We start from the raw sequence: 6,391 nt of genomic DNA, 5'->3' as shown, positions 1-6,391 counted from the left end.
AGCAGGATAAACCTCTGCTTTGTCCTTTTTTGAACCTATGAGTGTTATTTCTTTTTGCCGATACGCTTTTCAGGGCTTTTGAGACAGCCCCTTTTGTTTGGAGATATAAGTATAGATAAATAATCCAAAAAGTTCGAAATGGGGTTAAGCTCCAAGATTCCAATCAGGAAGACTCTTGGATTTGGTCTTTCCAATGTATGTCATTATAAGGTATCACAATATGATAATTGATCAATCATGCTTGAGAATAAGTCATTGCATCATACAGTCTAAAACCTTAACTTAAAATGACAGCAGAGAACGCTAACAACCTCGATGACGTTTATACCGATTGAATGGCTAAGGTATGTGTAAACGCCCATTGGACAGAGAGGGAATTTTCCAATTGATCTAAGTACATCCCCCTTAAGAGTGAGATTTATATCCCAACTCTGTTAAGTCAGCCGGGATACCTTCACGTCTTTTATGAAACTGTTTAGGCGAGGAACCGGTCATTTGTTTGAACTGCCTGCAAAAATGCTCGACATTACGGTAACCGCATCGATCGGCAATCTCTGCAACCGTATACAAATGATGTCTGAGATATTCTTTGGCCAAGCGTATTCTGCTATGAATAACATCCTCCATACACGAGAGGCCAAACGATTTCTTGTACATCAACTGCAGGTACCCCGGACTGACGTTTATGATCTTCGCCATTTCTGATATTGTCCAAGGATGGCTGGGATGGTTATGAATTGCCGTTCGAAGCTTCAACAGAGGATAGTGCTGAGGACTAATATCCTCTTGGACACAGGACTCAAGCAATTTATTGAACAAGGTTCGCAGCAGGCAATTGATGGATGATTCCCGGTAATCGTTCTGAAAAGAATGCTCTGCAACAAGTAATTGGAACAGCTTATGACAGTATTCGGGATCATCCAGCGGGAAAGGTGTGCCTGGAGGAAGGGAGGTATCGGTTACAAACGGTTCATCACTTTCAAAACGAATCCAATCATTTATATAGCGCTCTGAACAAGCCCGATAATATATTTTTTGATACGGTTTGAAAAGTACAGCACAATGAGCCGGGTATTCCTTAAGTTGTCCATCAACCCAAAACTGGGCAGGGGTCTGTGTAATAACTAATAACCAGGCATCATGCCCTTCAGGGATATCAAAAACAAAATGATTTTGATGTACCGCGTCACATTCAACGTAAAAAATAGATGTCATGGTTCTTCCCCTTTTTCTTTAAGTTGTAGAAAAGAATAACCCATTCACTACTTAAGCTATTTTCTATTATACGAGAGTTATCTTTATTTCATAGAACGAATGTACTATTACGATGATATGAGGAGTGTAGCTGTAATGAACAAGCAGGGGTTCAACCCATATCTTCCATCCTGGGAGTACGTACCTGATAGTGAGCCTTATGTATTCAATGAAAGAGTGTATGTGTATGGTTCACATGACCGTTTTAACGGACATGCCTTCTGTCTGAACGATTATGTATGCTGGTCTGCACCCGTGAATGACCTTGGGAATTGGAGAAATGAAGGGGTGATCTACCGAAAAACAGATGACCCGTTGAATCCGAATGGCCATATGTGCTTGTATGCACCAGATGTTACGCTGGGTCCCGATGGGCGGTATTATCTGTATTATGTGCTGGATAAGGTACCCGTTGTTTCGGTGGCTGTATGTGATGCACCTGCCGGTAAATATGAATTCTATGGTTATGTACAATATGACGACGGCACTCGTCTGGGCGAAAGAGAAGGGGACGAGCCCCAGTTCGATCCCGGCGTGATGACTGAAGGACAGCACACTTATCTGTATACCGGCTTCTGTGCGGCCGGAGACCAATCAAGACATGGCGCGATGGCCACGATGCTAGGTCCGGATATGCTTACGATTGTGGAAAAACCCATATTCGTAGCACCGAGCGAGCCTTACAGTGAGGGCAGCGGTTATGAGGGCCATGAATTTTTTGAAGCGCCTTCCATCCGGAAAAGAGGTGATACCTACTATCTGGTGTATTCCTCCATCGTTATGCATGAATTATGTTATGCCACCAGTCGATTTCCAAATAAAGGATTTACATATCAGGGCGTCATCGTAAGCAACTGTGATCTCCATATCGACTCCTACAAACCTGCTGACAAACCCATGTATTATGGAGGCAATAACCATGGCAGCATTGTGGAGATCAACGGAGACTGGTATGTCTTCTATCACCGTCATACCAATGGGGACGCATTCAACCGGCAGGGCTGTATTGAGAAGATATCTTTTGAAGAGGACGGCAGCATTCCTCAGGTGGAAATGACCTCCTCTGGTCCAAGTGGGAGACCGCTTGAAGGAAAAGGCGAGTACCCCGCATATATTGCATGTAATCTTTTGACCAAAGATGATCAGAAGTACACTGGAGGTTTCGGGGCAGGAGCTTGGCTGGACAGCCGCTTTCCAAAGATCACCCAGGATGGTAGAGACAGTGATGAAGAGGTCGGATATATCGCCAATATGGTTGAATCCGCAACAGCAGGTTTTAAATTCTTTGATTGCCGAGGAATTCGCCAGGTCTCGATCAAGGTACGGGGATATTGTCACGGGGTATTTGAGGTCAAAACCGCATGGAACGGTCCTGTCCTGGGTACAATCCCGGTACATTTCACCAATCATTGGAAACCCTATTCAGTCGAGATGACCATTCCGGATGGCATACAAGCTTTATATTTTACGTACAGAGGTTCTGGAAGTGCAAGCCTTGCATCATTTATTTTAGCGTAATCCTCAAACACATGATCTGAGCAATCCAGACAATACAAAGCAGCTGCTGGTCATCCAGTAGCTGTTTTGTTGACCGATCAGCCTATGCGGCTCAGACAATTGGGGTTTTTATGATTAAACTTTTAGTCATCCGCAACGTTGGCTTCTCCAGCCTGCTGCGAATGGCTGCGATATTCGCTTGGCGCGATACCTGTCCACCGCTTGAATTGGCGGCTAAAATGCGCATTGGTCTTATACCCCAGCATCATCGCAATATGGTCTATGTTCAGCTCGGTTTGCTTTAACAGCCGCTGCGCTTCGTTCAGAAGGGTTTCGGATAGAAACTTGCGTGGAGCGATGCCGTATACCTGCCGAAAAATACGATTAACCTGTGACGGGCTAATGCTCAGCGACTTGGCAATGTCCTGAATCCAGGTTCGATCGCTCTCCTGAATTTCCCCGTGAAGATGGATATATCTTACCGAATCCTCAATGTGCTCAGCAATCTGATGAGCAATGGTTTCTTTTCTCGACAACGTAACGGAAGCTTGCTGAGATAACTGGCCAACCAGGGAACCAAGCAGTTCAAACACGGCGGCATGTACCTTCATTTGTTTGGAGGAAGATAGCGAGCTAGACAAATGCTCTGTGGACAGACCATACAAAGTAGACAGGGAAGGGGAGAGCCCCAGAGCCAAATTCGAATTTGCCGGATAATAGATGTCTTTGCAACGGTTAAGTTCTCTGCAAAAGGATGTATCGTGTATGCTGAAATGCACGGAAAAATAAGTGAACCCCTCCGGTCCGGCTCCGGTGCAAGAGTGGGTCATACCAGGCCGGATGAACAGAAGGTCGCCAACCGACTGACGATAAGACTGCCCGTTGACAACCATGTTCATCTGCCCGTCCATCATCCAGTGGACTTCATACATTGAATGTTCATGAGACGGATAAGTCCAGCTGGAATCTACCTTTCTTGCATGCAGCCCCAATAATTGAAAAGACATGCGAACATCGGGTAGACGACCTAAATACACAGCATCCGAAAGCTTGGTCACAGCAAACCAACCCCCTTGTACTATTCTATATTCCAACATCCTGTCATCTCAGTGTCCTCGTAAATCATCTTTAGTTCAACGGATCTAACCTCATCTTAACAGAAAAAAAATGCGTGAAAAGGGTAAATCGTCGGAGTGATTAGAACATCGTCATGAACCATAGCGGGTGCTAAGGTAGTATTATCAACCCGATGGGGAAAAATGGAGGCAAGCTTGAATGAGAATTATTCGATTTCTGGACGGACAACAGAAGTGGCTGGCAGCCGTTACGGATGATGAACAAGCGTATCGTTTGCCACAAGCAGATTTTATGACTTTGATCTATCAAGCAAGAAAGCAGGGGATTTCTCCAGTTCAACTTGTTGAAAGCGCTTTTAAACCATTAAACAAGTTAACTGACGATTGGACTTCCCTGCATCTAATCACTCCATTGGAAGCTCCGGAAGTATGGGCGGCGGGTGTGACTTATCAGCGCAGCCGCGAAGCGCGAAATTATGAAGCAACGGAAGGCAAGCTGGATGCAAAGACCTTTTACGATAAAGTTTATGATGCCGAAAGACCGGAGATCTTTTTTAAATCTACAGCAGCCCGCACAATAGGACCGCTTGAGGCAGTCACACTTCGCAGCGATTCCAATTGGCAGATCCCGGAGCCTGAGCTGGGGTTGGTGCTTGCCGCGGATGGCAGCATTGTGGGATACATCGTTGGCAATGACATGAGCTGCCGCGATATTGAAGGGGAGAATCCGCTGTATCTGCCGCAAGCAAAAATGTGGCGCAATTCCTGCTCGATAGGTCCGGCCATTCGTCTAGCGGAAACGGTGCAGAATCCATATGCGTTCAACATCGTCTGCGAAATATATCGAGAAGGTGAAATAGTTGTGAAAAGCGAGGCAAGCACAAGTGAGTTAAACCGAAAACTCGATGAGCTGGTCTCCTTTCTGGCTAGAGATAACGATCTGTTTGACGGTACGGTGTTATTGACAGGCACAAGCATTGTGCCCCCTAATGATTTTACACTTGCACCCGGGGACCGCATTGAAATATCCATTAGCGATATCGGGACACTTATTAATCCAGTCATTTCAAACTAATGTACAAGGAGGATGAATGCGATGACCACATTTCAGATAGAGCAGACATACAGCAATTACATTAACGGAGAATGGGTGAAGGCGACGTCCGGTGAAACCGAACCGAGCATCAACCCGGCGAATCGGAAGGAGGTAGTTGGCTACGTACCCACCTCAGGCGTAGAGGATCTGAACCGGGCTGTTGCAGCCGCGAAGGAAGCAGCAAAAGATTGGCGGAGGTTATCGGGCGCGGAACGCGGCAACTATCTATTTCAGGCAGCCAATGTGCTGGAACGCCGGGCCGATGAAGTTGCAGAGGCGATGACCAGGGAAATGGGCAAAACACTCCCAGAAGCCAAAGGAGAGACACTGCGCGGTGTCGCGATCTTAAGGTATTACGCTGGAGAAGGCATGCGAAAAACCGGGGATGTCATTCCATCAACGGACAGCGAAGCACTGATGTTTACGACCCGCGTACCCCTTGGCGTTGTTGGGGTTATTGCTCCTTGGAATTTTCCGGTAGCCATTCCGATTTGGAAAACGGCTCCGGCCTTGATTTACGGCAATACGGTTGTGTTGAAGCCTGCTCAGGAAACTGCGGTCACTGCGGCTAAAGTCATGGAGTGTTTTGAAGAGGCGGGCATTCCGGCAGGCGTTCTTAATCTGGTATGCGGCAGAGGCTCAGTGATCGGATCTGCACTTGCTGAGCATCCGGATGTGGGCGGAATAACGTTCACAGGTTCCAATGAAGTGGGCAAACGGGTCGGCGGCGCAGCACTGGCACGTGGGGCCAAGTATCAACTTGAAATGGGTGGGAAAAACCCGATTATTATCGCGGCTGACGCTGACCTGGATTTGGCTGTGGAAGCCACGATCAGCGGTGGGTTGAAATCGACCGGGCAAAAATGTACGGCCACCAGCAAGGTTATTATTGAACGAAAAGTATACGATGCTTTCAAAGAAAAGCTGCTCTCGCAAATCCAGGAAATCCGGCTGGGTGACGGCATGTCTTCTGGAAGCTGGATGGGTCCATGTGCAAGCGAAGGACAGCTCAATACCGTGCTGAGTTATATTCAAAAAGGCCAGGATGAAGGTGCCGTTCTGCTCGCTGGCGGAAAAAGAGGGGACGGTCCGGGACTGGAAGAGGGATTCTATGTGCAGCCGACCGTATTTGAAGGGGTCGAATCCCATATGTCCATCGCCCGGGAAGAAATCTTTGGCCCGGTTCTGGCCTTGATTGCGGTAGATTCCCTAGAGGAAGCGATCGAAGCGGCTAATGATAGCGATTATGGCTTGAGTGCTTCCATCTATACACAGAACGTCGGAGCCATGTTGTCTTTTATCCGGGACATGGATGCAGGACTCGTCAGAATTAATGCAGAAACGGCCGGCGTAGAACTGCAGGCTCCGTTTGGCGGAATGAAGATGTCAAGTTCACACTCCAGAGAACAGGGGCAAGCGGCTATCGAGTTTTTCACGGCCATCAAAACGGTCTTTGTGAAGTCATAAA

Annotated in this window: 5 protein-coding genes; 3 read left to right on the top strand and 2 right to left on the bottom strand. The window is 47.1% G+C overall.

From position 1 onward, the window contains the following. Window positions 1–405 precede the first annotated feature (405 nt). Window positions 406–1,215, bottom strand: coding sequence for a helix-turn-helix transcriptional regulator (locus J2Z28_RS29470; RefSeq protein ID WP_211085570.1), 810 nt, complete (start codon window positions 1,213–1,215; stop codon window positions 406–408). Window positions 1,216–1,350: 135 nt separating this feature from the next. Between J2Z28_RS29470 and J2Z28_RS29465 the strand changes: the two genes are divergently transcribed. Further along, entirely contained in the window at window positions 1,351–2,772 is a 1,422-nt protein-coding gene (locus tag J2Z28_RS29465) for a family 43 glycosylhydrolase (protein WP_211085569.1), read from the top strand. A 122-nt stretch (window positions 2,773–2,894) separates the two neighbouring features. Here J2Z28_RS29465 and J2Z28_RS29460 read toward each other — a convergent pair whose 3' ends face one another. Continuing rightward, window positions 2,895–3,809 carry a helix-turn-helix domain-containing protein gene (locus J2Z28_RS29460; RefSeq protein WP_211085568.1) on the bottom strand — a complete coding sequence of 305 codons (915 nt, stop codon included), beginning with the start codon at window positions 3,807–3,809 and terminating at the stop codon, window positions 2,895–2,897. A 217-nt stretch (window positions 3,810–4,026) separates the two neighbouring features. Here J2Z28_RS29460 and J2Z28_RS29455 point away from each other — a divergent pair, with 217 nt between their 5' ends. Together J2Z28_RS29455 and gucD are read left to right on the top strand one after the other, a co-directional pair. Further along, a complete protein-coding gene (locus J2Z28_RS29455) occupies window positions 4,027–4,902 on the top strand; it encodes a fumarylacetoacetate hydrolase family protein (protein ID WP_211085567.1) in 876 nt (291 codons plus the stop codon). A gap of 21 nt (window positions 4,903–4,923) precedes the next feature. Continuing rightward, window positions 4,924–6,390: an alpha-ketoglutaric semialdehyde dehydrogenase GucD gene (gene gucD, locus J2Z28_RS29450; RefSeq protein WP_211085566.1), complete on the top strand. Its 1,467-nt coding sequence runs from the start codon at window positions 4,924–4,926 to the stop codon at window positions 6,388–6,390. Window position 6,391 lies beyond the last annotated feature (1 nt).

The sequence above is a fragment of the Paenibacillus xylanexedens genome (assembly GCF_017874615.1).
Classification (GTDB): Bacteria; Bacillota; Bacilli; order Paenibacillales; family Paenibacillaceae; genus Paenibacillus; species Paenibacillus xylanexedens.
Note: the sequence above shows the minus strand (reverse complement) of the source record. Positions and strands in the feature narration are given on the sequence as shown.

Bases quoted from the DNA above. Each gene is read 5' to 3' on its own strand.
- J2Z28_RS29470 (WP_211085570.1), bottom strand. From the start codon at position 1,215: ATGACATCTATTTTTTACGTTGAATGTGACGCGGTACATCAAAATCAT.
- gucD (WP_211085566.1), top strand. From the start codon at position 4,924: ATGACCACATTTCAGATAGAGCAGACATACAGCAATTACATTAACGGA.
- J2Z28_RS29465 (WP_211085569.1), top strand. From the start codon at position 1,351: ATGAACAAGCAGGGGTTCAACCCATATCTTCCATCCTGGGAGTACGTA.
- J2Z28_RS29455 (WP_211085567.1), top strand. From the start codon at position 4,027: ATGAGAATTATTCGATTTCTGGACGGACAACAGAAGTGGCTGGCAGCC.